Genomic DNA, 25030 nt, shown 5'->3' on the forward strand with positions numbered 1-25030 from the left:
TCCCTACGCCCTGTCGACCCGACGAGAGAAATCGAGAGAAGCTTTAGACCATGAACACTTCCCCCGCCGACTTCGCGTCCCGGCTCCGCGCACGCCAGCGGATCCTCGGCTACTGGGTCGTCCTCGACAACCCCGTCGGCACCGAGCGGCTGGCCGGGCTGGGCTACGACTACATCTGCGTCGACGCCCAGCACGGTCTGCTCGACTACAAGGGCACCCTCGGTGCGATGACTGCCGTCGACGCCCGCGGCACCGCCGCCGGAATGGTCCGGGTCCCGGCCAACGACGGCTTCTGGATCGGCCAGGCCCTGGACGCGGGCGCCCGCGGCGTCATCGTCCCCCTGGTCAACACCGCCGAGCAGGCCGCCGCCGCGGTGAGCGCCTGCCGCTACCCCCCGCTCGGTGTCCGCAGCTACGGCCCGATGCGCTCCGGCCTGCGCGTCGGCCCCACCCCGGCCGAGGCGAACGAGCAGGTCGCCTGCGTCGTGATGATCGAAACGGCAGAGGGTCTGGGCAACACGGAGGAGATCTGCGCGACGGAGGGGCTGGACGGCGTCTACATCGGCCCGTCCGACCTCACGATCGCCCTCGGCGGACGGACGTCCACGGACTCCGCCGTGGCGGAACAGTTCGACGCGGCCCTGGCGAAGGTCGCGCAGGCCGCGGAGGCGGCCGGGATCGCGGCCGGGATCCACTGCCCGGACGGCGCCACGGCGGCCAAGCGGCTGGCCCAGGGCTTCACGTTCGCCACGGTCAGCTGCGACCTGGTCCACCTGGAACAGGCCGCCGCGGCCCACCTCCGCGACGCCACCGCCTAGCCCCGCGCCGGAGCTGTTCCCCCACCCCCCTTCCCGAACCGGCCCCCGGCGGTCGGGCGCCGGGGGCCGGGTTCCGGGACGCGGGGGAGGGCTGGGGAGCGGCACCGCGGGCGAGGCATAGCCTCCGGGCGGTCGGGTAATGCGCCTGTCCGCAGTGACGGCAGTGACGGCAGGGCGACGACCCGGGCCCCGCGGTGCGGGCCCGGGCCGTCATCCGTACGCGATGACGCGAGACTACGGCTCGACCACGATCTTGCGGCCCTGGCCGGAGCGGAACTGCTCCAGCGCCTCGGGATACTCGGCGAGCGGCATCCGGTGGCTGATGAAGATCTTCGGGTCGAGGGCACCGGAGGCGAAGAGCCCGGCGGCGCGTTCGTAGCTGTGCAGGACCGCCATCGAGCCGGTGATGGTGATCTCCTGGTTGTAGATCTTGTACGGCTCGATGGTGGCCCGGGTCGCGTAGTCGGAGACCCCGAACTGCAGGAACGTGCCCGCCTTGGCGACCCGGCCCAGCCCGTCCTGGATGGCGGCCTGGTTGCCGGTGGCGTCGATGACCACGTCCCAGCCGCGCGGCTGGTCGAGTTCGTCGGCCGAGCCCGCGGCCCGGGAGCAGCCGAGGGTCTTGGCGGTGGACAGCCGCTCGGGGTTGACGTCGAGGACGTCGACGCTGGTGGCGCCGGTCCGCTTGGCCAGCTCCAGCATCATCAGCCCCATCGTGCCGGAGCCGTAGATGAGCACTTCGGCGCCCAGGTTGCCGTGGAGGACGTCATAGCCGCGCACCGCGCAGGACAGCGGCTCGATGAGGGCCGCGTCGCCGACGTCCACGTGCTCGGGGAGCCGTACGCAGTTGGCCACCGGCGCGACGGCGAACTCGGCGGCGCCGCCGGGGACGCTGACCCCGATGGCGTTCCAGTTGTCGCACAGGTTGCCCCGGCCGATGCGGCAGTAGCGGCATTCGTGGCAGTGCAGGGAGGGGTCGACCGCGACCCGGTCGCCGACCGCCACCTCGGTGACGTCCTTGCCGATGCCGACGACCTCTCCGGCGAACTCATGGCCGGGGACGATCGGCAGGGTGGGCGCGAACTCGCCCTGCAGGATGTGCAGATCGGTTCCGCACAGCCCGCAGGCCGCCACGTCGACAACGACCTCGCGGGGCCCCGGGGCCGGATCCGCGACCGTGGCGACGGTGACCTTGCCGGGCGCTTCGATGACGGCGGCCCTCATTTGACTGCTCCTAGCGACAGGCCCTGGACGAGTTTGTCCTGGGCGGCGAACCCCGCGGCGAGCACCGGCAGGGAGATGACGATCGACGCGGCGCACACCTGGGCCAGGAACAGCCCCTGGCTGGTGACGAAGCCGGTCAGGAAGGCCGGTGCGGTCTGGGCGACCACGCCGGTGAGCACCTGGGCGAACAGCATTTCGTTCCAGCTGAAGATGAAACAGATCAGCGAGGTGGCGGCGATGCCGGGGCCCGCGATCGGGGCGACGACCCGCCACAGGATGGTCGTCAGCCGGGCTCCGTCCATCTGGGCGGCCTCGATGATGGACACGGGGATGTCGGCGAGGAAGGACTGCATCATCCACACGGCGATCGGCAGGTTCATCGACGTGTAGAGGATGACGAGCAGCCAGACGTTGTCCAGGAAGCCGATGTCCTTCGCGAACAGGTACACCGGCAGCAGCCCGGCCACCACCGGCAGCATCTTGGTGGACAGGAAGAAGAACATGACGTCGGTCCACTTGCGGACCCGCCGGATCGACAGCGCGTACGCGGCCGGAAGGGCCAGCACCAGCACGAAGAGGGTGGAGAAGAGGGACGTGCCCATCGAGTTGAGCAGCGCGGGCCAGGGGCTGGCCCCGCCGTCCACGCCGAAGAACGCCTTGTAGCCGTCGAGGGTCAGCGGGGCCGCCAGCGAGGGCGGGTTGGTGGCGGCGTCGCTCTCGGAGTGGAACGAGGTGAGCAGCATCCACAGGACCGGCAGGACGAACAGGATGCCGATGGACCAGGCCAGCAGGCCGAGCGCGGCACCGCGGCGCTTGGCCCGCCGGGCGGTCGGTGGAACAGCGGTCACGGCAGGAGCGGTCAGGGAGGTCATGCGCGGGACGCCTCCTCACGGAAGAGGGACGACACCACGCGCAGCGCGAAGGTGGCGATGATGATCGTGCCGATCACGACCAGCACACCCGCCGCCGATGCCAGCCCGTACTCGTGGGCGTTGTAGAAGGTTTCGTAGATGGTGTAGGGGAGGTTGGCGGTGTTGAGTCCGCCGCGGGTGAGGGTGAACACGGCGTCGAAGTTCTGCACGATGTAGATCGACCCGAGCAGGGTGCCCAGCTCCAGATAGCGCCGCAGATGAGGGAGGGTCAGAAAGCGGAAGATCTGCCAGTTGCCCGCGCCGTCCAGCCGGGCCGCCTCGATCATGTCCAGCGGCCGGCTCTGCAGCCCGGCCAGCAGGATGAGCATCATGAACGGTGTCCACTGCCAGATCAGCGACGCCTCCACGGCCATCAGCGGCATATCGCTCAGCCACTCCGGCTGGGGGCCGCCCAGCCAGTTGAGGACGCCGTTGAACAGCCCGTACTCCGGGTTGTACAGCGCATGCTTCCACAGTAGCGCCGAGGCCACCGGCACCAGCAGGAACGGCGCGATGAGCATCGTCCGGACGAGTGCCCGGCCGCGGAACTTGCGGTCCAGCAGCAGTGCGAGCGCCAGCCCCAGCACCACGCTGATGATGACCACGGTGGCGGTCAGCAGCACGGTGGTGAGGATCGATTCGCGCAGCGCCGCGTCGCTCACCACGGTCTGGTAGTTCTCCAGCCCGGCGAATTTGCGGTTGTCGGGGCGGAACGAGTTCCAGTCGAAGAGGGAGATCACCAGCGTCGCCACGAACGGCAGCTGGGTGACCACGATCAGGAAGATCAGCGCGGGCATCAGCGGTGCCCGGGTGGCCCACTCCCGTGCCCGGTTCCTCGGCGGCCGGGAGGTGTTCCGGGATGCGGTGGCCATGGTCGGTGGGCGCTCGCCGCGGACGGGGGCCGCCGTTGTCGGATTACTCATCTCGGTACTCCTCGCCCACCTTCTCGGCCAGCTTCTGCGACGTCTTCAATGCCTCGTCGACGGACTGTTTCCCGGCGATGGCGGCACTGATCTCCTGGGCGACCTTGGTGCCGAGATCGGCGAATTCGGGAATGTCGACGAACTGGATGCCGATGGTCGGCCGCTCCTGCACCCCGGGATCGCGCGGTTTGGCGCTGGTGATGGCCTTTCGAGTGACCTCGGAGAAGGCGCCGGCGGACTTGTTGTAGTCCTGATTGGCGTAGGTGGAGGCCCGTTTGCCCGCGGGCACGTTGGACCAGCCGAACGTCTTGCCGACCAGGTTCTCGTACTCCTTGCTGGAGGCCCAGGAGATGAACTTCCACGCCTTGTCGGAGTTGCGCGAGGCCTTCTGGATGCCCCACGCCCAGGTGTAGAGCCAGCCCGAGCTGTCGGTCTTCTTCACCGGCGCCTGGACGTATCCGATCTTGCCCTTGACGGGCGACTTGGCGGCCTCCAGCGACCCGGCGGCCGAGGTGGCGTCGTACCACATGGCGCTCTTGCCCTGGGTCAGGTTGTTGAGGCACTCGGCGAAGCCGGACTGGGAGGCGCCGGCCTCGCCGTGCTTACGCACCAGGTCGACATAGAACTTGGTCGCCTTGACGAACTCCGGCGAGGTCAGCCGGGCCTTCCAGTCCTTGGTGAACCAGGTGCCGCCGAAGGTGTTGACGACCGTGGTGAGCGGGGCCATCAGCTCGCCCCAGCCGGGCAGCCCGCGCAGACAGATGCCGTTCATTCCCTTGCGGGCGCCGTCGGCCTTGGCCGCGAGGTCCGCCACCTGGTTCCAGGTGGGCCGCGCGGGCATCTTCAGGCCCTTCTCGGCGAAAATGTCCTTGCGGTACATCAGAAACGACGATTCGCCGTAGAAGGGCTCCGCGTACAACTGGCCGTCACCGGCGGTCAGCGACTCCCGCATCGGCGGAAGAATGTCCTTCTGGTCGAACGCCTTGTCCTTGGCGACATGGTCGTCCAGCGGCATCAGCCAGCTGTTCTCGGCGTAGAACGGCACCTCGAAATTGCTGATCGTGGCGACGTCGTACTGCCCGGCCTGATTGGAGAAGTCCTGACTGATCTTGTCGCGGACATCGTTCTCCGGCAGCACCGTGAACTTGACCTTGATGCCCGTTTCCTTGGTGAAGTGCTTCGCGGTCAGCTTCTGCAGATCCATCATCTGTGGGTTGTTCACCATCAGCACATTGATGGTGTTGCCGCCGGAGCTGCCGCCGCCCATACCGGCGCACCCCGCGAGGAGCGCGCCCGCGGTCAGGGCCACGACCGGTATCCGGGCAGCACGAAGAGTCAGGACTGGCATAACGGGTCCAATCGGAGGGACGTGGGGAGGGAGAGGGAAGGGGATGTGAGGGGGGAAAGGTGGGGTCAGACCCGGAGGATCTGGGGGCCCAGTAGCGAATACCGGTGGGCTTCGGTCACGGGCAGCCCGGTGTCGGTCACGATGGTTTCGAAGTCGGACACGTCCGCGAACCGGCAGAAGCTGACGGCCCCGAACTTGGTGTGCACCCCGGCGAACACCCTGCGCCGGGACACCCGGACCACCTGCGCCTTGACCTCGCTGACCGCCGGGTCGGGGGTGGTGAGCCCGTACTGCCGGGATATGCCGTTGGCGCCGATGAACGCCAGGTCGATGACGAAGCCGGAGAGCATGTGTGTCGCCCAGTGGTCGACGGTGGCCATCGTGCTGCCGCGGACCCGGCCGCCGAGCAGCAGCACCGTGGTGTTCTCGTGGCCGGCGAGCCCGCTCGCGGTCGCGAGGGACGCGGTGATCACGGTGAGCGGCCGGTCCCGGGGCAGGGCCTCGGCGATCAGCTGCGGGGTGAAGCCCTCGTCGATGTAGACCGTCTCGGCGTCGCCCAGCAGCTCGGCGGCCGCGGTCGCGATCCGCGACTTCTCCGGGACGTGCATGGTGGTGCGGAACGCGAGGGTGGTCTCGAAGCCGGCGCTCTCCACGGGGTACGCGCCGCCATGGGTGCGCCGGACCAGACCGTGCTGCTCCAGCACCCGCAGGTCGCGGCGCACCGTCTCCTTGGACACCCCGAGGTCCGCGGCGAGCTTGCCGACGTCGACGACTCCGGCACGCCGCGCCATGTCGAGGATCTCCCGACGGCGTTCCTCCGCGTCCACACCGCATCACCTGCTTCTCTTCGGCCTTGGCCAGAAGTTTTACAAGCACGCAACCGGAGTGGCCAGGCTTGGCGCGGGACGGATCATGACCGGGTGTGCCCGTTTCGCGAACGTTATCTCAGCAGGTCAGCTCAGGTAAGTGGGTGCGTCGTGAGGATCGCGGACGCCTGGATCGGCGCAAGGTGTGCCCGTATCGTGCCCGCTTCCGAAAACATGGCCGAAACATAGCCCGTTCGGGCGTGATCAAGGTCTAGGGAAAGCCCGTTCGGACATGTGTTACGCGGACGCCGGCAGCCCCGAGGCGTCGAGAATGCGGCTCGCGACGTTGACCGAGTCGACCAGCGGGTGCAGGGCGAGGGCGCGCAGGGCCGCGCCCCGGGCGGCCGCGGTGCCCCCGGCCCGGGTCGTCCCGGCTGCGGCGGCCGCCTCCGCCGCCTCGATCGTCGAGCGTTCGACCGCCTTGAGCGACAGCATCAGCCCGAGCTGGTCCGGGGCCACCGCACCGGTGGCCATGGGGCGCGCCCCGCCCGCGTCCACCAGACAGGGCACCTCCACCACCGCGTCCGCGTCCAGCCCGGGAACGGCGGAGCGATTGGCGACATTGAGGATCAGCGTGGTGCGCTCGTCGCGGGCGATGGCGCGCATGATGGCCAGCGCGATCCGGTCGTAGCCGCCGCCGTCCAGATCGCAGGAGTCGCGCTCCCAGCCGCCGCTGGCCTCCCGGCTCTCGGCCAGGTACGTGGCCTCGCGCTCCAGCCGGGTCCGCTCCCAGGCCGCGAGCACCCCGCCGCCGGCGGTGCGGGCCGTCTCGTAGAACCGGGCCTGCTGCTCGCGCAGGAACTCCCCCCGGGTGGCCGGGGCCTGCCGGATGGAGGCCACCGCCTCGCGGTTGAAGTAGTAATAGTGCAGATATTCGTTGGGCAGCGCGCCCAGCGCCCGCAGCCACTCCGCCCCGAACAGCTTGCCCTCCTCGAAGGACTCCAGCGCCCCGGCGTCGGCCAGCAGCTCGGGCATCCGGTCCCGGCCGTCCACCACCACACCCCGCAGCCAGCCGAGGTGGTTGAGGCCCACGTAGTCGTACGACGCCCGGTCCGGGTCCGCGCCCAGGGCCCGCGCCGCCCGGCGGCACAGCCCGACCGGCGAGTCACAGATGCCGATCACCCGGTCGCCCAGCACCCGCCGCATCGCCTCGGTGACCATGCCCGCGGGGTTGGTGAAGTTGATGACCCAGGCGTCCGGGGCCACGGCGGCGATCCGCTCGGCGATCCGGGTCGCCACCGGCAGGGTGCGCAGCCCGTACAGCACCCCGCCCGCGCCGACGGTCTCCTGCCCGAGGACGCCCTCGCCGAGCGGGATCCGCTCATCGTGGGCGCGGCCCTCCAGGCCGCCGACCCGGATCGCCGAGAACACGAAGTCGGTGCCGCGCAGCGCGTCGTCCAGGTCGGTGGTGGCCCGCACCGCGGGGGCGGCGGGGCGGTCCGCGGGGTGGTTCTCCGCCTGTTCGGCCAGGACCGCGCCGATCGCGTCCAGCCGGCGGGCGTCGGTGTCGTACAGCACCAGCTCGGTGCAGCGCCCGGCGTCGTCCCCGGTGTCCTTCAGCAGGGCCCGGTACACCAGCGGCATCCGGAAACCGCCGCCACCCAGCACGGTCAGCCTCATACGGTCACTACCTCCACATCGGCCTGGCGGAACACATCGAGCGTCGCCGGATCGGCGGTCTTGTTGGTGATCAGGGTGTCGATCTCCCGCGGACCGCAGATCCGGGCCAGCCCGGTGTCGCCCGGGAACTTGCCCGCGGTGACCAGCAGCACCACCTCCCGGGCCGAGGCGAGCATGGCCCGCTTGACGGGCACCTCCACATGGGTGCTGTCCAGCACGCTGCCGTCGGACAGCACCCCGCTCGCGCCGAGGAAGAGCCGGCCCACCCGCAGCTGGCGGATGTTGGACTCGGTGAGGAAGCCGACCACGGAACGGTAGTTGGCGCGCACCTGCCCACCGAGCAGGATCAGCGTCACCTCGGGGTCGTCGCGCAGCTCGTCGTAGATCGCCAGATTGCTGGTCACGATGGTGACCGGACGGCCGCGCAGCAGCCGGGCGAGCTGGAGCGTGGTGGTGCCGATGTCCAGCAGCAGCACATCGCCGTCCGTGACCAGCGCCGCAGCGCGCCGGGCCACGTCCGCCTTCTCCTCCGGTTCGTCGATCGCCACCTCGCCGAACGGGCGCTCCTCGTCGGGGGTGGAGGCGGCCACCGCGCCGCCGTAGACCCGGGTCAGCCGGCCGGCCCGGCCCAGCTCGGCGAGGTCCCGGCGGGCCGTGGCCTCGCTGATCTCCAGGCGCGCGGCGATCTCCCCGATCGGCAGCACGCCCTCCTCGCCGAGGATGCTCAGCAGCTTCTCGTGGCGGGTCTCTCGCAGCATGATGGCAACGTACTCCACCTGAGCGACTCTGCGCGACCATGACCGACCTCTTGCACAAAACCCAGACGAGGTGCATGGTGTCGCTCATCCGACGTCATGACGCACAAGGGAAGGCACGCAGGTGAGCCCCACGTCCGCAGCCTCCGGTCCGATACAGCCGATCGACCCGCTCGCCGCGCTGCGGACCCCGGCCGACCCCGAGCACGACGTCTACCTCACCGGCACCGTCTTCCTGGACATCATCTTCACCGGCCTCGACCACGCCCCGGTGCGCGGCACCGAGTCCTGGGCCCGCGGCATGGGCTCAAGCCCCGGCGGCATCGCCAACATGGCCACCGCCCTCGCCCGGCTCGGCCTGCACACCACCCTCGCCGCGGCCTTCGGCGCCGATGTCTACGGGGACTACTGCTGGGAGAGCCTGGCGCACGACGAGGGCGTCGACCTCAGCCACTCCCGGCGCGTCCCCGGCTGGCACTCGCCGGTCACCGTGTCCATGGCCTACGAGGGCGAGCGCACCATGGTCACCCACGAGCACCCCGCCCCGCCTCCCGCCACCCGGCTCGCGCCGCCCCGCTCCCGGGCCTGTGTGACCGCCTACGAACCGGGCCGCCAGGAGGACTGGGTGCGCCAGGCGCACGCCCAGGGAGCCCAGGTCTTCGGCGATGTCGGCTGGGACGAGTCCGGCCGCTGGGACCTGGCCGCCCTCCCCGACCTGCCGTACACCCACGCGTTCCTGCCCAACGCCACCGAGGCACAGCGCTACACCCGCACCGACACGCCCGAACGGGCGGTGCGCGCCCTGGCCGAGCTGGTGCCGATCGCGGTGGTCACCCGGGGAGCCGGGGGCGCCGTCGGCATCGACTCCCTCACCGGGGAGAGCGCTGAGGTGCCGGGTCTCGCCGTGGAAGCGCTCGACCCCACCGGGGCGGGCGATGTGTTCGTCGCCGGTTTCATGACCGGAACGCTCGCGGGCTGGCCGCTGGCCGACCGGCTCGCCTTCGCCAACCTCACCGCCGCCCTCTCCGTCCAGCACTTCGGCGGCGCGCTCGCCGCGCCCGGCTGGGCCGAGGTCGCCGCGTGGTGGGACCGTACGGCCCGCTCGGCGGACCGCGAACTGGTGGCGCGCCACCGCTTCCTGGACGGCCTGATCCCGGCCGGGGCGCACGACTGGCCACGGCCGCGGGCCCTGCCCACCGTCGGCTTCCGGGCGGCCGGCGCCCGCGGGGCCTGACGCCCGTACGACGGCACGTCCCAGGAGAGCCCGCAGCACGACGCCCGTACGACGACGCCCGTACGACGACGCCCGTACGACGACGCCCGTACGACGACGCCCGCAGACAGGAGAACCGCATGGGATGTCCCCGCAGCGGGGCGCGCCACCGGCCCCCACGAGCCTTATCGGCCGTCCTCGCCCTCGGCGCCACCCTGCTCGCCGCGGGATGTGTGCCCGGCACCGACGGCTCGGGGGCCGCCGGATCCGGGACCGGAGTCGCCACCGCCGTACCCGACCCGCGAGCGGCCGGAAGGACCACGCTGACCGTGTGGGACCAGGAGATCCGCGGCGGCACGAACGGTGAAATCACCCAGCTGAACCGGGAGTTCGAGAAGAAGTACCCCCATGTGCGGATCAAGCGGGTGGCGCGGAGCTTCACCGATCTGAAGACCACGCTCAAGCTCGCCGTCTCCGGCAACAACCCGCCCGACGTCATCCAGGCCAACCAGGGCTACCCGGACATGGTCTCCTTCGTCCGGGCCGGGCTGCTCGCCCCGCTCGACAACTACGCCGGGATCTACGACTGGAACACCCGCTACCCGAACACCCTCCTGGGCCTCAACCGGGTCTCCGTCGACGGCACCGACTTCGGCCGCGGACGGCTCTACGGCATCTCCCAGACCGGCGAGTTCGTCGGCCTCTTCTACAACAAGGACCTGCTGCGGAAGGCGGGCCTGAATCCGCCGAGGACCTGGGGCGAGTTCACCGCCGGACTCGCCCGGCTCAAGGAGCGGGGCGAACTGCCCGTCCAGTTCGGCAACCTCGACAAGTACCCCGCGATTCACACCTTCGGGGTGCTCCAGGACCAGTACGCGGCCGCCGCGACCCGCGACACCGTCCTCGGCCGCGGTACCGGCTTCGACACCGCGGCCACCAGGAACGCCGCCGCGACCGTCACCGACTGGATGAAGCGCGGGTATCTGCCGAAGGGCGCGAACGGCCTCGGATACGACGACGCGGCCAAGAAGTTCGCCTCCGGCGACGGCGCGTACCTGATGACCGGCACCTGGCTGCTGGCCGATCTCAAGAAGTCGATGGGCGACCGGCTCGGGCTCATGCCCCCGCCGCCCGCGAAGCCCGGCGGCGCCCCCGTCACCACCGGCGGCCAGGGCCTCGCCTGGTCCATCACCTCCCGCTCCCGCCACCCCGAAGTGGCCGCCGCCTACCTCGATTTCCTCACCAGCGCGCACGCCTCGGACGTCATGACCCGGCACGGAGTGCTGCCCGCCGTCCCCGGCCCGGCCGCGGCCCGGGTCGCCCCGGACACCGTGGACCGCCAGATGATCGACGGCTGGAAGCGCCTCAGCGCCGCCGATGGCCTCGTCCCGTACCTCGACTACGCCACGCCCACCTTCTACGACACGCTCTCGGCCGCCCTCCAGGGCGTCGTCAGCGGCAAGACCTCCCCGGGCGAGCTGGCCACCACCCTGCAGAAGGACTATGGCGCCTTCATGGGCGAACAACGGCGCCGCCACGCGGCGGGGTCGCGATGAGACCCACCGCCCTGACCAGGGGCTACCGTCGCCGGGCGCCCGGTGAGCCGCGTGCCGTCGGCTACCTCTACATCCTGCCCGCGCTGCTCGTGTACGCGGTGTTCCTGCTCTATCCCTTCGGGCAGTCGGTGTGGCTGTCGTCCCTCCACTGGGACGGGCTGACCGCCGCCACTCCGGCCGGTTTCGACAACTACCGCGACCTGTTCGGCGACCCCGCGCTGCGCGCCCCGTTCGCCCACGCCCTGCTGCTGCTCGTGTTCTACTCGGCCCTGCCGGTGGCCATCGGGCTGCTGCTGGCGGCCGCGATGTCCCGGGTCCGGATCCACGGCATGACGTTCTTCCGCACGGTCCTGTTCCTGCCGCAGGTCCTGGCGCTCATCGTGGTCGCCGTGGCCTGGCGGTCCATCCTCGCCCCCGACGGGCTGCTCAACGACACCCTGCGCGCGGTCGGTCTCGGCTCGCTGACCCGCCCGTGGCTCGGCGACTACACCTGGGCGCTGCCCGCCGTCGGGGTCATCGGCACCTGGGTGGGCACCGGGCTGTGCATGGTCCTCTTCCTCGCCGGGGTCCAGCGCATTCCGCGCGAGCTGTACGAGGCGGCGCGGATCGACGGCGCCGGGCCGGTCCGGGAGTTCCTCGCCGTCACCCTCCCGGGGCTCAGGCCCCATATCGCGGTGGCGCTGACCCTGACCATCATCGCGGGCCTGCGCAACTTCGACCTCATCTACGTCACGACCAGCGGCGGCCCCGGGAACGCCACCTCCGTACCCGCCTACGAGGTCTACCACCGGGCCTTCGAGACGGGCCAGGTCGGCTCGGCCGCCGCCGTCGGGGTGGCCCTCACGGCCCTGATCTTCGCCCTGACCGTCACGGTCTCCCGGCTCGTGGAAGGGCGGCGGGCATGACCACACGCCTGGAACGCGGCGTCACGTACGCCCTCCTCACCCTGTTCGCCGTGATCTCACTCGTCCCCGTCGTCGGCATCCTCTCCACCGCCTTCGGCCCGCAGGGCTCCCTGGACACCGGCTTTTCGCTGCCGCACGGCGCGCCGCACTGGGGCAACTTCGCCAACGCCTGGAGCCGTGGCCACTTCGGCACCTACCTCGGCAACTCGGTCCTGGTCACCACGGTCGTGGTCGCGGCCACCACCGTGCTGGCCGTGCTCGCCGCGTACGCCTTCGGGGTGATGCGCTTCCCCGGCTCCACCCTGCTGTTCCACCTCTTCGTGATCGGGCTGACCCTGCCCCAGGAGGCCCTGGTCGTCCCGCTCTACTTCGATCTGCGGTACGCCGGGCTCACCGACACCTACTGGGCGTTGATCCTTCCGCAGACCGCCCAGTCCCTGGCGTTCGGCGTGTTCTGGATGCGGACGTACTTCCGGGGCAGCGCACGGGCGGTGATCGAGGCGGCCCGGATCGACGGGGCGAACAGCTGGACCACGCTGTGGCGGGTGCTGGTCCCGATGGGCCGTCCGGCGATCTCCACCATGGTCGTCATCACCTTCATGTGGACGTGGAACGAGTTCCTGATGGCGCTGGTGATGGTCAGCGACGAGGCCCATCGGACCGTTCCCCTCGGCCTCGCCTTCTTCCAGGGACAGCACAGCTCGGACGCGGCGCTGCTCGCGGCGGCCTCGGTGCTGATCGCGCTGCCGGTGGTGGTCGTCTACGTGGCGCTCCAGCGCCGGTTCATCGAGGGCATGCTGGGCGGCGCGGTCAAGGAATAGCCGTGTCGGTATGACGTTCAGGGCGCGGGCGTACGGCTGACCGCGCGGCCCAGCCGGGCGACGGCACGGGCGAAGACGACGGCGTCGTGGACCGCCGCCCCGCCCGTGTCGTTGTTGAAGTACGCGTAGACGTCGGCCTCGCCGGGCCAGGTGTCATGGATCCGGCGTGCCCAGGTGGCGAGCGCCTGGCGGCCGTAGCGCGGTGCGGGCTCGGCCCGGCCGCCGTGGAACCGTACGTACCCCCACCCGGCGGTCCGCCACAGCGGGGCGGCCGGGCGCGAGCCCACGTCCGCCCAGCACAGCGCCGCGCCGTGGTCCTCCAGCAGCGCCCGGATCTCATCGGTCCACCACGAGTCATGGCGCGGCTCGACCGCCACCCGGGTACCGGCCGGGAAGCAGGCCAGACACGTGTCCAGCAGGCCGGGGTCGGCCCGCAGGGTCGGCGGGAGCTGGAGCAGGACGGGGCCCAGCCGGTCGCCGAGCCCGTCCGCGTGCGACATCAGCCGCGCCACCGGCTCCTTCGGGTCGCGCAGCCGCTTGATGTGGGTGAGATAGCGGCTGGCCTTGAGCGCCATCACGAACCCGCCGGGCGTGCGATCCCGCCAGGCGGCGAACTGATCGTGATCGGGAAGACGGTAGAACGCGTTATTGCTCTCGACCGTGGTGAAGCCCCTGGCGTACTCCTCCAGCCACAGCCGCTGCGGGCAGCCGACGGGGTAGAGGACACCGCGCCAGTCCTTGTACTGCCAACCCGACGTGCCGACCAGGACGCCCATGCGCGCTCATGCCTCGCCCGGATGCCACCGCGGCCACTGTCCGGGCCGGTCGGCCCAGTGGACCTGATCCGGGTCGTCGAGGTCGATGCCGGGGAAGACCTGCCGGACGCGCGGTGCGAACTCCTCCCTTTCGAGGGGTTCGCACCCCACACCCCGGAGCCGCACCCGCCGGTAACGGCTGTCGGAGTCGAATGATTCGACGTAGACGGGGTAACCGGAATCGCCCCGGTTTGTGGCGTGCTCCATACCTCCAGGGTGCCGGAGCCGCCGCCGGTTTGCGGCCCGGGGAATTGTCCGCTTGATTCGAAGGAGAGGAACCCGTGCCGGGGGTGAGCGATGATCTTCACTGACCGGGTGGACGCCGGACGGCGCCTCGCCGAGCGGCTGAGGCCGCTGACCGAGGAGAAGCCCGTGGTGCTGGGGCTGCCACGGGGCGGGGTGCCGGTGGCCTTCGAGGTGGCCCGGGCGCTGAACGCACCGCTGGACGTGATCATCGTCCGTAAGCTCGGCGTCCCCTTCCACCGCGAGCTGGGCTTCGGCGCCATCGGCGAAGGCGGGGTACGGGTCGTCCACGAGGCGATCATCCGGATGAGCCGGGCGGACGAGGAAGAGATCGCCGAGGTGGAGCGGACCGAGCAGGCCGAGCTGGTCCGGCAGGCGCGGCGGTTCCGCGGCGACCGGCCGCGGATCCCGGTGGAGGGCCGTACGGTGATCATCGTGGACGACGGGATCGCGACCGGCGCCACGGCACGGGCCGCCTGCCGGGTCGCGCGGGCCCAGGGGGCGGCCCGGGCCGTCCTGGCCGTGCCAGTGGCACCGCCGGACGCGGCCGCGTCGCTGCGCGAGGACGCGGACGAGGTGGTGTGCCTGTCCACGCCCCCGGACTTCTCCGCGGTCGGCGAGTGGTACGAGGACTTCGCCCAGACCGGCGACGCCGAGGTGATGGAACTGCTGACCAGGTCGACCGGACAGCGGGGGGAGGCGCATCCTGGAAGGTGACGCAGGAGGTGATCGTGATGGAGACGATCGTGGGATGCGACATTGAGATGGAATTCCGTGAGATCGGTCCGCTGACCGAAGCGGTCGTCCGGCTGCGGATGCACGACGGCACCGAGATGCTCGCCCAGGGCCGCGCGAACCGCAACCCCGACGACCCGGCACAGCCGCGGGTCGGCGAGGAGATCGCGGCGGCGAGGGCACTGAGCAACCTGGCCCACCGGCTGATCGGCAAGGCGGGCGGAGACATCGAGGAAGTCACCCACAGCAAGGCACACCTGGTGATGTGACCGGCGACCCCGGTGGCTCCCGGGTCACCGGGGCGCGGCGGATCGCCGCGCGGATCACGGTGAGGAATTGCCGGGGAATGTGATCAATTTTCCTGACAGACATAAGGGCGTCCATGCGGGGAAGGGGGAGCCAAAAGAGAGCGGATACGACCCCGGGAGGTCGATCATGGCGCAACGGAACGACACCACGACGCCCAGGCCCCGGCGGTCCCGACCATGGCCCTTATGCGCGCTCCTCGTCGGCGCGATGGCCGTGGTGACGGCCTGCGGCGCCGACACCGGAGGCCAGGGGTCCGCGCCGCCCGGCTCGTCCGGTACAGCGGACGGCGGTGACGCGCCCGCCTCGTCCGTCACCCAGTCGACAGCGCACACCGGGCGCACGACACCCTCCGTATCGCACTCCGGGGCATCGCGCTCCGCGACGCACCCCGTCACACACCCCCCGTCCGGCTCCTCCTCGGCCACGGTGGCGCACACCGCCGCGTCGCGTCCGGGCACCCGGCGCATATGCTCCACCGAGCAGCTGGGGCTCTCCCTCGGGCGGAAGGACGTCGGCGCAGGCAACGTCTACATGCCGCTGGTGCTCACCAACAAGTCCACCGCGTCCTGCACGCTCACCGGTTTCCCGGGCGTCTCTCTGCTGGACTCCGCGGGCGCCGCGATCGGCGACCCCGCCACCCGGCGCGGCGCGGCGCGCTCCTCGGTCTCCCTGCCGCCGGGCGGCAGCGCCTCCGCGGCGCTGCACACCCTCAACGAGGGCACGACGGACCAACCGTGCCGGCGCACCCCCGCCCGGATCCGGGCCTATCCGCCGGACTCCCTCACCTCCATGACGGTGCCGGCGCACTCCTTCCGCGTCTGCGGCGGCGTGTTCGAGGTCGAGTCGGTCCGCTCCGGCAAGGGCGCCTGACGCTGGCCGTGTTCACCCTTTCGCAATCAATAGGGGTAGGTCACCATAGGGATGCCTCACTGAGTGGTGTGGAACGTCCGGAGGAGGGCGGTGTCATGGAGCGAGTCGCGACCGAGGTCGAGACGGAGCTGCTGGACCTTTCGGGAGCGACACTGGAAGACCTCGACCGGGACGAGGGGATCGCCGCGGTGGCACTGCGGCTGATCGGCGCCGTCCGCAACCCGGCGACGGCGGCCAGCGCCTCCGATGCGGGGCAGAGTTGCGGGAGTTGACGGACTCCCGCCACCACTTATCGGCGGAGTGCCTCACCGAGCTGGCCGCGGGTTCGGGAAGCGCGTCCTCGGTCGCCGAGCTGAGATCCGGTCAGCGCAGTCGGGCGATGCTGCTGTTGCGGGCCCTGGTCGACGTGGCCGCCACGCATCCCGCCCTTCCCGGCCCCCTGCCCCCCGCCGGGGAGGCATGGCGGCTGCTGATACGCGCCGAGCGCCGCTCCCCGGCCGCAGTGGAACGGCTGTTGCTGCATCCGCAGACGGGGGTGTGGCTCAGCCGGTGCCTGCGGCGCTTGCGCGGCCAGGAACCGGCGGACGCGCCGCTGTGGGGCGAGACCGGCTATCTGTACGCGGTGGCGGCCTCGGCCGCCCTCCTCGCGGGCATCGACTTCCGTATCACGGTCGTGGTGTGCGACGGCGGGGTGATGCTGCCCGCGCTGGGATTCGCCCTCGTGCCGGATCCTCCCGGCCACCTCGCCGAGGTCGTGCGTACGGGAGAGGGGGCCGCGGTGGTGGCCGGGCCGCACACGGTGCCGTTGCCCGCTTCCGGCTTCACGGAGGACGCCCCCGGGTGGCGCGGGCTCAGACGGCTGCACGGCGACCACCGGGGGCACATCTGCTCCCCGTTCCTCGACGATGTCGACCCCTATCGCGACTTCTTCCGCCGCAGACCGCCGGACCGGCTGACCGATGACGCCTGGAAGCACTGGCAGGAACGTTTCGCGGGCGCCTGGCGGCTGGTCGCCGAGCAGCGCAACGTGGACCCGTCGGGGGTCGCCGCCTGCGTCGCCTCCGTCGTCCCCGTACCGTACGCGGCCCACCCCGAACCGTTCAGCGCCTCGTCCCCCGAGGCGCACGGCTGCGTCCTGATGAACGGCCCCGTGGACGAACCGGAGCTGGCCGCCGCGCTGGTGCACGAGGCCCAGCACATCAAGCTCAGCGCCCTGATGGATCTGGTGCCCCTGATCGAAGGGGGACGGGAGGAGGTCCACCACGCGCCCTGGCGGCTGGACCCGAGGCCGCTGCGCGGAATGCTCCAGGGGGTGTACGCGTTCCTGGGCGTGACCGGCTTCTGGCAGGACCGCCTGCACCGTACGGAGGAAGGGCCCGCCAGGGACACCGCCGCGTTCGAGTTCGCCCTCCGCCGGGAGCAGACCTCCCACGGGCTGGAGACGCTGCGCACCCACGCCGAACTGACGCCCCTGGGCAGGAGCTTTCTCGATCACGTGGCGGAGCGGCTGGCCGACTGGCTCGCGGAGCCGGTCCCGTCCGTACCCCGGCGGCTGGCAGCGGAACTGGTCGTCGACCACCGGCTCGTGTACCGCATGCGCCATCTGCGACCCGAACCCGAGGGGCTCGCCCGGTGGGTGCGGGCCTGGCGGACGCACGGTACGCCGCCCCGGGAGCTGCCCCCCGCCTCGGTCGAGCTCGCCGCGACGGAGACGGTGCCGCGGACGGCGCTCGCCAGGCTCCGGTTCTGCGCACCGGAGCGGCTGCGGGCTGGGCAGGGCGGCGGTGACGACGCCCCTGACGAGGCCGACCTCGCCTGGGCCAGGGGCGACCGGGCGGCCGCACTGCGCGGCTACCGCGGCAGACTGGCCCAGGCCCCGGATGATGTCGCGGCCTGGGCGGGGCTGGCCCTCACTCTGCCGGACGGCGCGGCCAAGGCGGCGCTGCTCCGTGCCCCCGAGGTGGTCCTCGCCGTCCATCGCGCGCTACGGGGCACCAGCGGCGCGGTGCCCGATCCGGTGGCGCTGGCGACCTGGATCGGGACGGCCCTCTGAGGATCGGGGCGCGGGCAGTCGGTGTCAGAAGGCGATCGCTTCCACGTCGCAGTCGGCGCGGATGCCCCGGGCCGCCGCGACCGTGGCCGGGTGATTCGGGCCCAGGACGGCGCGCATCCGGGCGAGGGAGTCGTTGTGCAGCTCCTCGGCGGACCGGCCCTCACCGAGCGCGCGCAGATCCCCGGACAGATTGACCGCGCAGGCGAGCGTGGTGGGGTGGTCCTCGCCCAGCCGTGTCCGGCAGGCCGCGAGGGTCTCGGTGTCCAGTTCCCGCGCCTCCTGGTAGTCCGCCAGTGTGTAGTGGTCGCTGGCCAGATTGATCGCGCAGGCCAGGGTGATCGGATGCTCCGCCCCCAGCCCCTCGACGAGCAGGGGCAGCGTCTCCTTGTTGAGCGCGAGCGCCGCCTCGGTCTCTCCCAGCAGCCGCAGGGTGACGGCCAGGTCGATGGCCGCGCTCAGTGTCACCGGGTGCCGTGGCCCGAGCGCGGACCGCATGTCGTCCACGCACTTGTGGCCCAGCTCGCGGGCACCGTCGAGGTCGGCGGTCTGGCGCAGGTCCATGGACAGGTTCAGCGAGGTCGCCGAGATATGGAGACTGGGCTCGCTGTAGCGCAGCCGGTACCGCTCCAGCACCTCCCGGGTGACCTCCAGCGCCCCCTCGTGGTCGCCCGCCTTGCGGCGGGCCACGGCGAGGTTGCGCAGGGCCATGACCCCGATCGGCGCGTTCTGCGGAAGCAGTCGGCGGACCCGGGCGCAGGTCTGCTCCAGCATGGTTCGGGCGGTGATGTAGTCGCCGCTCTCCCGGACGTCGATCGACAGATTGGACTCCAGCAGGATCGTCAGCAGCGAGTCCTCGCCCAGGACGACCTTGGCGACGTTGTGGGCGTTCTCGCCCACCTCGCGGGCGCGGGGGTAGTCCCCGGCGTGGCGCAGCGCCAGGGCGTAGTCGTTCGCAGCGGCGATGGTGTACGGGTCCTCGTCGCCGAACAGCCGGATGGTCCGCCGCCAGCGGTCCTCCTCCAGCTCCACGGCGCGCGCGTAATCACCTTGGAAGCGGGCATCTTTGGCGACCGCCCCGATGGTGACCAGCGTGTTCTCGTGGTCGTCGCCGTCGCCGGCACGCGTCAGTTCGAGCGTCCGGCTGTTCAGCTCCCGGGCCTGCTCGAACTGGCCGAGGAGGATGAGGACATGGCCGAGCGTACGGGAGAGGGCGAGCGTCTCCGGGTTGTCCTCGCCGAGCGAGGCCAGCCACTTCTCCCGCACCCGGCTGCCGAGTTCGAGGGCGCCCTCGTGGTCGCCCCAGACATGGAGGAACCGGACCAGGTTCCGCACCATCTGGCGCACCCATTTGTCGTCGCAGTCCATCGCGCGGGACGCCCGGACGTGCGACAGCAGGTCCGCGTAGCGGCCCCAGCTGGCGGGCGAGACATCGTTGGGGTCGCCGTAGGCCAGCAGCACGTGGGCGCTGTGCCGCATGTCGGCCTGCTGCTGCGGGGACATCTGGCCGATCAGCACGGCCTGTACCAGCCGGTGCAGTTCGATGGTGTTGCTGCGGTGATTGATCTTGATCAGGGCGTAGCGGTTGATCTCCCGGATCGCATGACCGAGCTTGATCGGATCCTGGAGCACTTCCGACAGCTCCGGGGAGAGGGACACACCGCGGATGCCCGAGAAGAGCCGGCGCGAAATGGGCTCGGGGGCGAAGAAGGAGCACATCTGGAGCAGTTGCAGGGCGCCCGGGTGGTGCTCCGCGAGCCGACGCAGCGACATGTTCCAGGCGGCGGCGACCGGTTCGGGATAGTCGACCGGGACCCCGGCGGCCAGCAGCTCGTTGCGGCGGGTGCTGACGTCGGCCCGCTCGTCCTCGAAGACCTGGAGGTACTCGTCGACCGGCATTCCCGTCTCGCTGAGCCACGCCGCCGCCTGCTCGATCGCCAGCGGCAGGTCCCCCAGGGTCTCGGCGATCCGGTCGGCCTGCTCGTTCGGCAGCTCGGGACCCCGCCGCAGCAGCAGTTGGATGCTCTCCTCGCGCTCGAAGACATCCACCTCGACGGTACGGGCGGCCCGCGACCACTGGGCGTTCCGCGAGGTCACCAGGATCCGGCCGGGCCCGCCCGCGGGGAAGAACGGCCGGACCGTCTCCAGCTCCTCCGCGTTGTCGAAGACCAGCAGCCAGTTGCGGCAGGGACGCCCGGTCCGCAGCGCGTCGAGCACGCTGGGCACGGCCGTGTTCGCCTCCATGCCCGCCTGGAGGCCCAGCCGGTCGGCGAGCTGGACCAGCGCCTGGCGGATCTGCTCCGGGCGCTCCGCCGGGATCCACCACACCGCGTCGTAGTCCGCGGCGTGCTGATGCACGTACTCCAACGCGATCTGGGACTTGCCGACGCCGCCGAGGCCGTGCAGTGCTTCGGGGAGCACGGCGGCCGTACCCTCGCTGCGCAGCCGCTCGTGGAGCGTGTCGAGCAGCGCTCGCCGTCCGGTGAAGTTGTTGTTCCGGGGCGGCACATTGCCCCAGATGGCCGGGGGCTCCCCGGCACGGCGCTCCTCCACGGCGGGCAGGGACCGGGCAGCGGTCACGGACACGAAGGTTCCTCTCGAATGCTCCCCCGCCGTACCCGGCGTGCCGTGCGCCGGCGGGGATGGTGAATCGTCGGCTTGGGACGACGGACGGGGTCGGGGAGTCCTGGAGTCAGTCACGGCAACCTCGGGTACCACATTTCCCCAGTTGGGTACGTCTTCAAAGGGCTCCGGGCGGCTTTCGCCCGTGCGGGGGAGCGCTTGGCGCGCGAGGACAAGGGCGCGAAAGGAGCGCGCGCCTTCGAGATAGGGCCCGGAAAGCGCCTGGTAGACCTTTTCCTGGAGGCGTATGTACGGCATCAGGCGCTCGGTGTCGGGCAGATCCCGCACCGGCCCCGAGGGATGGTTGAGCAGATCGCGCAGCAGATGCAGCGGCTTCCAGCGGCGGCCCAGCCGGTCCAGGACGCTGCGCAGGGTGTACAGCGACTCGTCCCGCAGCCCGGCGGACAGCAGCAGTTCCCGTACTCCGTCGTGGAATTCGTAGCCAATTCCGGTCTCGTCCAGCGGATCGGCGGTGCCGAGCTTGCGTAACAGGCCGCCCAGCAGGATTTCGGCCAGATCGCCGGGGCTGCCCTCCGGCTGGTGGATCCCCTGGACGAACTCCATCACGGGGATGTTCAGCGGCGCCGCAGCCAGCCGCGCCGCCAGCCGGAAGGCGCTCGGCGACGCGGTGGAGCGGAAGCGGAAGACCCGGTCCCAGGCGCTGGGCTCCGGTTCCGGATCCCAGGGGTCGGCCGGCGCCCCGGGCAGCAGCGCCAGGGTGTCATGGCCCCGGTCCGACGGACGGCCCACCAGCCGCGCCCAGTTGCCGAGCCAGCGCGCGTCCAGCTCCAGCACCGGCACCGGTGGTTCGCCGCCCGGCCAGGAGCCGCCGTCGCCCGGCCGCCAGGCCCCGTTGGGCGCGCCGGGCTCGGGAACCTTCACCCGGACCCGCTCCGGTGCGATCCCCGTGTGGTGCCAGCGGCCCTGACGCAGCACATGGAGCACGGCTACCGACGCGCGCCGGGCCCAGCGCCCCAGGGCGCGCTGCGCGCTCTCGTCGCCCCAGGCCGCGCCGATGCCGTCGGTGAGCACCAGCACCGCGCGCTTCCCGCGCGGTGACATGCCGTCCACCGGGGAGTCGTGAGGGTCCGCGGGCAGTGGGTGATCGGTGTTCATCCGGTGTACCCGAACGTCCCGGAAGGCACCCGTCCGCTCCAATACGGTGACCAGCCGCGCCGCCGTACGCCGCCACACCACCATGGAGCTGCCGCAGTCCAGCACCAGCACCGCGTCCATCCACCGCTCCTGGACGGGCGCGCACTCCGGCAGCCACAGCCCGTCGCGCGCGGCCCGCTCGGCCGTGGCCTCCTCGTCCACCTCCAGCTCGACCGGCGAGGGCGAGGTGCGCTTGAGGGGGCGCAGCGCCCGGGAGACGGCGCGCTCGGCGACCAGTGGTCCGGCGGCGGACGGCCGGGGCGCGGGCACCATGACGTCGGTGACCAGCGCCGGTTCCGTCCCGCCCGGGTCCTCCGGCGCCTCGGGTACCTCGATCAGTTCCACGGGCTGCGGCGCCGAGACGGCCGGTTCGGGCTCGGGCCGCGGCCCGCCGTCGTCCTCCGGCGGCGGTTCGGGGGACCGGTCGGCGGGCGGCGGGGGGTCGCCCCGCGGGGGCGCGGGGAGCGGGCCGGGCGACGGCCGGCCGGGTGCGCGGTCGGTTTCGGCCTTGCAGACGGCCAGCCAGAAGGCATCGGCGATCTGCTGCCAGTCGAGGTCCCGTGGGCCGTGCTCGCCGGACCCGCCGCCTGGGTCATGTGTCATGTCGAGCCCGCGGCGTCCAGCCGGTGCCAGACGGCGCGCAGCAGCTCCTCCCACTCGGGCCCCGGAGCCTCGGAACGGGCCGTCACCAGATACACCGCGTTGAGCAACTGGTCGGCGGCGAGACCGCCTTCGTGGCGGCTGCGCTCCAGGAACATGTCGATGAGTTCCCGGGCGCGCGGGTCGTCCGCTCTGCCCAGATGAGCGGCCACGATCGCGGCGAGCCGGTCGGCGTCCGGGTCGGGCAGCCGCAGCTGGAGACAGCGGCGCAGGAACGCGGGCGGGAACTCCCGTTCCCCGTTGCTGGTGATGACGACCACGGGGAAGGCGCGGCAGCGCACCCGGCCCGACGCGATGACGGTGCTGCGGTCGGGGTCGTCGGTGAGGACCGATACGGCCGGGCGCCGCCTGCGGATGCGCACCAGCTCAGGGATGGAGTACTCGCCGGCCTCGAAGATGTCGAGGAGGTCATTGGGTAGATCGATGTCGCTCTTGTCGAATTCGTCGATGAGCAGGACGCGGGGGAGGCGGTGCGGCAGCATCGCCGTGCCCAGCGGGCCGAGTTGGAGGAAGTCGCCGATGTCCTCCGGTCCGGGTTCGTGTCCGTCCTCCTCAGCCGCCTGTCCGGCCGCCGCGGCGTGCACACGGCCGACCGCATCGTAGCCGTAGAGACCGGACCGCAGGGTGGAACGCGTGGTGATCGGCCAGCGCAGCACCCGGCCCAGGCCCAGCTCCCGGCTGATGCGGTACGCCAGCGTCGACTTGCCCGTGCCCGGGCGGCCGGTCACCAGCAGCGGGCGCCGCAGGATGAGCGCGGCGTTCACGACGTCCGCCTCCTCGGCGTCGGACCGCAGGCCGAGCGGGGTCGCGCCGAGCCGGCGGGCGGTGTCCTGGACGTCCTCCGGCGGCGCCGGGGGCTCGGTCGGCGGCTCGTCCGGGTCGGATAACGCGCCGTCGGCATCACCGCCGTCCACCGGGCCGGCCGAGACCCCGCCGAAGGTGCGCCAGGGCGGCGGGGGCGGAAGGATGTCCTCCAGACTGACGTCGTGCAGGGGGCGCCCGGTGCCCTGGTAGATCCACCAGGGACGCGGTATGCCGGACGGCAGGGGACCGGAGGCGGAGCCCTCGCCGCCCGGGATCCGTCCGTTGTGCCGCCGTGCAGGCTCTCCGTCGCTCATCGACTGCCCAACCCCTCGTCCGGCCCGGTCATGCGTCCCTGCGTCTCCACGGGCCGGGTCGGGTCGTCCCAGACGAGCACCACATGCTGCCCCGGGTGGTGCTCCCGCTCCGCGGAGTCGATCGTATGGGCGTCCAGACGTAACTTTGTCACGGCTTCGCGGAGCCGTGCCAGGTCCCCGCTGGCCTCGTCCGGTTTTTGTCTCAAGTGCTGGACGAACGCCGGATCCCGGGTGGGCCGGCGATCCCATGCCACCAGCGGGATTCCCGCCCGCCAGGCCGCCAGCGCCTCGCGCGAACCCTCACCCGCGCCGCCCGGCGGCGAGTTGAGGATCAGCGCCACGACGTGCGGATCCGCCTGGAGCCGGGCCAGCAGCGCGGCCGGGTCGCCGGAGCGCGGACTGTCCGGATCCTGGTCCTCGACGATGAGCTGTCTGGCGAGTTCCGGCCGGCCGGTGAAGAGCTGCCACCGCTGGTTCCACGGGCGGTGCCAGCGCCTGGTCTGGCTCCGCTCCAGGCTGCGCACCACCACCGGATAGTCCATGCACAGCGGCGTGGCCATCGTGCTGTCCAGCTCCTTGCGCCACAGATGCACCGGCAGATTCAGGTCATCGGGGCCCAGCAGGAACTCCAGATGGATGCACCGGGCGTCCTTCCACTCCTCCTCCGCCGCGTACACCAGCTCCTGCACCGCCCGTTCGGCGGTGGCGGAGGTGACCTGGGTGACCGGGCCGCGGGCCGGATGCCAGCCGCTCGGGTCGTAACTGTGCCAGGACGACAGCTCGTAGCGGCCCGGCTCCTCCTGCGGCAGCAGCCGGATCACCAGATACGCGTCGTCCGGCTCGGCCGGGGCGGCATGCCCCACCTGCTGGCGCAGCGATCTCAACTGCGAGGTCAGGTCCAGCTCCCGCGCCTGCTCATCGGCCCACGCCCGCAGCGCGTCGGCCTTCCGCAGCGGCTGGGCCGACGCCGCCAGATACTCCACCAGGGCGAGGCCCGGCGGCAGCCCGTCCGGCCGCGCGTTCATCCGGCCCAGCTCCTCGAAGGCGTGCCAGGGGCCGGTGACCGCCGGAACGTCCTGGAGCGGACCCGCCGCGGCCCGGCACAACTGGCTCAGGTGCTCGAACTCCAGATCTTCCAGCAGCGACCGCAGTCCGCCGGCGGCCGGTGCCGGAAGCACCGGCCGGGCCGTCATCTGCTCCACGACCGAATCGAGGTGCTCCATGGCGTCCGTGCCCGGCGCCATCACCGCGAGCGACGCGCGTAGCGCGCGCATCATCCGCACGTTCTCCAGACACTCCCGGGCCAGTTCCACCAGGAAGTAGTCGGTGACGCGATGGCCGCGCACCGGGACGGACGTGAGCTCCATCTCCATGGCGACCAGGTCCAGGCATAACGCGCGCGAATCCGGATCCGTCAGACAGCGGAACTCCTTCAAGGCCGACACCAAATGATGGACCGATCTGAGGCCGCCTTCCCGCATGGCCGCCATGCC

General features: G+C 71.5%; 21 protein-coding genes and 1 pseudogene. 10 read left to right on the forward strand and 12 right to left on the reverse strand.

Going from position 1 to position 25030, the window contains the following annotated elements; all coding sequences use genetic code 11:
* Nucleotides 1-50: 50 nt before the first annotated feature.
* A complete protein-coding gene (locus ACH4SI_RS18295; RefSeq protein WP_398296773.1) occupies nt 51-818 on the forward strand; it encodes an HpcH/HpaI aldolase/citrate lyase family protein in 768 nt (255 codons plus the stop codon).
* Between the two features lie 234 nt (nt 819-1052).
* Here ACH4SI_RS18295 and ACH4SI_RS18300 read toward each other — a convergent pair whose 3' ends face one another.
* The 7 genes from ACH4SI_RS18300 to ACH4SI_RS18330 form a co-directional block, all read right to left on the reverse strand.
* Nucleotides 1053-2042 (reverse strand): zinc-dependent alcohol dehydrogenase family protein, encoded by a 990-nt coding sequence (locus tag ACH4SI_RS18300; RefSeq protein ID WP_398296774.1) that lies wholly within the window; start codon nt 2040-2042, stop codon nt 1053-1055.
* Nucleotides 2039-2914, reverse strand: a complete 876-nt coding sequence (locus tag ACH4SI_RS18305) for a carbohydrate ABC transporter permease (RefSeq protein ID WP_398296775.1) — start codon at nt 2912-2914, stop codon at nt 2039-2041. The genes ACH4SI_RS18300 and ACH4SI_RS18305 overlap by 4 nt, the downstream gene beginning before the upstream one ends.
* A complete protein-coding gene (locus ACH4SI_RS18310) occupies nt 2911-3876 on the reverse strand; it encodes a carbohydrate ABC transporter permease (RefSeq protein WP_398296776.1) in 966 nt (321 codons plus the stop codon). The genes ACH4SI_RS18305 and ACH4SI_RS18310 overlap by 4 nt, the downstream gene beginning before the upstream one ends.
* Nucleotides 3869-5224, reverse strand: coding sequence for an ABC transporter substrate-binding protein (locus tag ACH4SI_RS18315; protein ID WP_398296777.1), 1356 nt, complete (start codon nt 5222-5224; stop codon nt 3869-3871). The genes ACH4SI_RS18310 and ACH4SI_RS18315 overlap by 8 nt, the downstream gene beginning before the upstream one ends.
* Before the next feature lie 65 nt (nt 5225-5289).
* Nucleotides 5290-6051: a DeoR/GlpR family DNA-binding transcription regulator gene (locus tag ACH4SI_RS18320; RefSeq protein WP_398296778.1), complete on the reverse strand. Its 762-nt coding sequence runs from the start codon at nt 6049-6051 to the stop codon at nt 5290-5292.
* Nucleotides 6052-6327: 276 nt separating this feature from the next.
* Nucleotides 6328-7710, reverse strand: coding sequence for a 6-phospho-beta-glucosidase (locus ACH4SI_RS18325; RefSeq protein ID WP_398296779.1), 1383 nt, complete (start codon nt 7708-7710; stop codon nt 6328-6330).
* Nucleotides 7707-8468 carry a DeoR/GlpR family DNA-binding transcription regulator gene (locus ACH4SI_RS18330; protein WP_398296780.1) on the reverse strand — a complete coding sequence of 254 codons (762 nt, stop codon included), beginning with the start codon at nt 8466-8468 and terminating at the stop codon, nt 7707-7709. Before ACH4SI_RS18330 ends, ACH4SI_RS18325 begins: the two co-directional genes overlap by 4 nt.
* A 121-nt stretch (nt 8469-8589) precedes the next feature.
* On the opposite strand from ACH4SI_RS18330, the gene ACH4SI_RS18335 reads away from it, so the two are divergent.
* The 4 genes from ACH4SI_RS18335 (at nt 8590) to ACH4SI_RS18350 (ending at nt 12960) form a co-directional block, all read left to right on the forward strand.
* Nucleotides 8590-9699, forward strand: a complete 1110-nt coding sequence (locus tag ACH4SI_RS18335; protein WP_398296781.1) for a carbohydrate kinase family protein — start codon at nt 8590-8592, stop codon at nt 9697-9699.
* A 119-nt stretch (nt 9700-9818) separates the two neighbouring features.
* Nucleotides 9819-11234: an extracellular solute-binding protein gene (locus tag ACH4SI_RS18340; RefSeq protein WP_398296782.1), complete on the forward strand. Its 1416-nt coding sequence runs from the start codon at nt 9819-9821 to the stop codon at nt 11232-11234.
* Nucleotides 11231-12139 (forward strand): carbohydrate ABC transporter permease, encoded by a 909-nt coding sequence (locus tag ACH4SI_RS18345; RefSeq protein WP_398296783.1) that lies wholly within the window; start codon nt 11231-11233, stop codon nt 12137-12139. Before ACH4SI_RS18340 ends, ACH4SI_RS18345 begins: the two co-directional genes overlap by 4 nt.
* Nucleotides 12136-12960: a carbohydrate ABC transporter permease gene (locus ACH4SI_RS18350; protein ID WP_398296784.1), complete on the forward strand. Its 825-nt coding sequence runs from the start codon at nt 12136-12138 to the stop codon at nt 12958-12960. The genes ACH4SI_RS18345 and ACH4SI_RS18350 overlap by 4 nt, the downstream gene beginning before the upstream one ends.
* Before the next feature lie 17 nt (nt 12961-12977).
* Here ACH4SI_RS18350 and ACH4SI_RS18355 read toward each other — a convergent pair whose 3' ends face one another.
* Nucleotides 12978-13736 carry a DUF72 domain-containing protein gene (locus tag ACH4SI_RS18355; protein ID WP_398296785.1) on the reverse strand — a complete coding sequence of 253 codons (759 nt, stop codon included), beginning with the start codon at nt 13734-13736 and terminating at the stop codon, nt 12978-12980.
* 6 nt (nt 13737-13742) lie between these two features.
* Nucleotides 13743-13982: a hypothetical protein gene (locus ACH4SI_RS18360; RefSeq protein ID WP_398296786.1), complete on the reverse strand. Its 240-nt coding sequence runs from the start codon at nt 13980-13982 to the stop codon at nt 13743-13745.
* A 90-nt stretch (nt 13983-14072) separates the two neighbouring features.
* Between ACH4SI_RS18360 and ACH4SI_RS18365 the strand changes: the two are divergent.
* The 5 genes and pseudogenes from ACH4SI_RS18365 to ACH4SI_RS18385 all read left to right on the forward strand — a co-directional run.
* Nucleotides 14073-14714 (forward strand): annotated as a pseudogene (locus tag ACH4SI_RS18365) (phosphoribosyltransferase); the annotation flags it as partial.
* 38 nt (nt 14715-14752) lie between these two features.
* On the forward strand, nt 14753-15022 hold the full coding sequence (locus ACH4SI_RS18370) for a DUF1876 domain-containing protein (protein ID WP_398296787.1): 270 nt from the start codon (nt 14753-14755) through the stop codon (nt 15020-15022).
* 166 nt (nt 15023-15188) lie between these two features.
* Complete coding sequence (locus ACH4SI_RS18375; RefSeq protein WP_398296788.1) at nt 15189-15932, forward strand: DUF4232 domain-containing protein; 744 nt, start codon at nt 15189-15191, stop codon at nt 15930-15932.
* Nucleotides 15933-16027: 95 nt separating this feature from the next.
* Entirely contained in the window at nt 16028-16204 is a 177-nt protein-coding gene (locus ACH4SI_RS18380) for a hypothetical protein (RefSeq protein WP_398296789.1), read from the forward strand.
* On the forward strand, nt 16201-17985 hold the full coding sequence (locus tag ACH4SI_RS18385) for an HEXXH motif domain-containing protein (protein WP_398296790.1): 1785 nt from the start codon (nt 16201-16203) through the stop codon (nt 17983-17985). Before ACH4SI_RS18380 ends, ACH4SI_RS18385 begins: the two co-directional genes overlap by 4 nt.
* A 24-nt stretch (nt 17986-18009) precedes the next feature.
* Here the strand turns inward: ACH4SI_RS18385 and fxsT are convergent, their stop codons facing one another.
* The 3 genes from fxsT to ACH4SI_RS18400 are packed head-to-tail and all read right to left on the reverse strand — an operon-like array spanning nt 18010 to nt 24982.
* On the reverse strand, nt 18010-22362 hold the full coding sequence (gene fxsT / locus ACH4SI_RS18390; protein ID WP_398296791.1) for an FxSxx-COOH system tetratricopeptide repeat protein: 4353 nt from the start codon (nt 22360-22362) through the stop codon (nt 18010-18012).
* The gene (locus ACH4SI_RS18395; RefSeq protein WP_398296792.1) at nt 22359-23537 is read right to left on the reverse strand and encodes an AAA family ATPase; all 1179 of its coding nucleotides are present in this window, start codon (nt 23535-23537) and stop codon (nt 22359-22361) included. Before ACH4SI_RS18395 ends, fxsT begins: the two co-directional genes overlap by 4 nt.
* Complete coding sequence (locus ACH4SI_RS18400) at nt 23534-24982, reverse strand: hypothetical protein (protein WP_398296793.1); 1449 nt, start codon at nt 24980-24982, stop codon at nt 23534-23536. The genes ACH4SI_RS18395 and ACH4SI_RS18400 overlap by 4 nt, the downstream gene beginning before the upstream one ends.
* Nucleotides 24983-25030 lie beyond the last annotated feature (48 nt).

Source organism: Streptomyces sp. NPDC021212, from assembly GCF_044332925.1.
GTDB lineage: Bacteria > Actinomycetota > Actinomycetes > Streptomycetales > Streptomycetaceae > Streptomyces.